Annotated in this window: 2 protein-coding genes; both read left to right on the top strand. The window is 74.7% G+C overall.

Features of this window, described 5'->3' with window-relative positions; genetic code table 11:
• On the top strand, positions 1-556 hold a 556-nt coding region (locus tag A612_RS06250; RefSeq protein ID WP_019373656.1), incomplete at its 5' end, for a hypothetical protein.
• Positions 557-631: 75 nt separating this feature from the next.
• A partial coding sequence (locus A612_RS06255) for a Ppx/GppA family phosphatase (RefSeq protein WP_019373657.1) occupies positions 632-1,677 on the top strand: 1,046 nt, incomplete at its 3' end.

The raw sequence follows: 1,677 nt of genomic DNA on the forward strand, positions 1-1,677 counted from the left end.
GCTGCAGGCCGGCGTGCTGCAGGCCGGCACGGCCATGGGGCTGCGCACCCAGGTGCTCACGAGCACGCAAAGCCGCACCGCGCCCCCGGCCATCGTGCTGTTCGTGGGCGGCACGCCCGAGCTGCACGACTACGTGGCCCGGCTGGAGCTGCCGCGCGGGCGCCAGTGCTACGTGGTGGCCCTGGCCGACGTGAACCTGCAGGTGCTGGCCCAGCTGGGCGGCGCGCGGCACAACGTGCCGGTGATCGCCACCCAGCCGGTGCCGCTGGTCACCGCCGGCCTGCCCATCGTGCGCGCCTACCGCGAGGTGATGGGCCGGCTGTACGACGAGCCGCCCTCGCCCCAGGGCTTGGCGGGCTTCATCGCCGCGCGCTACACGGCCGAGGTGCTGGCCTCGGTGGCCGGCCCCCTGACCCGCGCCAGCGCGCTGGCCGCCTTCAGGCAGCGCCGCGAGGTGCACCTGGGTGGCTACGTGGTGGCCTACCAGGGGCGGCGGCCGGCCGGCGGACTGGTGACGCAGAGCATGCTGGCGGGGGACGGCCGCATCGTCGGCTGACGCCTGCCCGCCCACCCGCGCGGCAGCAGGTACCATGCGGCCCCGCCAAAAGAACCGCGCAGCACGCGCACATCCATGCAAGACGGAACACTGCTTGCGGCCGTGGACCTGGGGTCCAACAGCTTTCGCCTCGAAATCGGCCGCCTCGACCACGGGCTCATCCACCGGGTCGAATACCGCAAGGAAACAGTCCGCCAGGGCGGCGACCTGGACGAGGAGCGCAACCTGTCTGCCGACGCCATGCAGCGCGGCTGGGACTGCCTGGCGCGCTTTGCCGAGCGGCTGGCGGGCTTTGCACCCGCCCGGGTGCGCGCCGTGGCCACGCAGACCCTGCGCGAGGCGCGCAACCGCGAGGAGTTCATCCGCCGCGGCGGCGAGATCCTGGGCTTTCCCATCGAAGTGGTCTCGGGCCCCGAGGAGGCGCGGCTGATCTACCAGGGAGTCTCGCGCCTGCTGCCGCAGTCGGACGAGCGGCGGCTGGTGGTGGACATCGGCGGGCGCTCGACCGAGCTGATCCTGGGGCAGCAGTTCACGGCCAGCGTCGTGGCCTCGTACCGCGTGGGCAGCGTGGCCTGGTCGGCGCGCTACTTTGCGGACGGCGCCTTCACGCGTGAGGCCTTCCAGGCCGCCGAGACGGCCGCCCGCGCCGTGCTGGACGAGGCGGCCCAGGCCTACCACGGCGGCTTGTGGGACGTGGCCTATGGCTCGTCCGGCACCATGGGCGCGGTGGGCACGGTGCTGGCCGCTGCCGGCCACGGCGAGGGCCGCATCACCCGCGCCGGCCTGGACTGGCTGCACGAGCAGCTGCTGCGCGCCCGCCACGCCGACCGGGTGCGGCTGGACGGCCTGAAGGAGGACCGCCGCCCGGTCATCGGCGGGGGCGTGAGCATCGTGCGCGCCCTGTTCGACCTGCTGGGCCTGGAGCAGATCACCGTGGCCCAGGGCGCGCTGCGCCAGGGGGCGCTGTACGACCTGCTGGAGCGCGAGCAGCCCGGCGCCGACCTGCGCTCGGCCAGCGTGCAGGGCCTGGTGCAGCGCTTCGGCGTGGACGAGCCGCACGCCGCCCGCGTGGCGGCCCTGGCCGGCCGGCTGTTCGCGCAAGCCGCGCCCCCCGGCAGCGA

It is taken from the genome of Melaminivora alkalimesophila, from assembly GCF_000282995.1.
GTDB classification, from domain to species: Bacteria; Pseudomonadota; Gammaproteobacteria; order Burkholderiales; family Burkholderiaceae_C; genus Melaminivora; species Melaminivora alkalimesophila.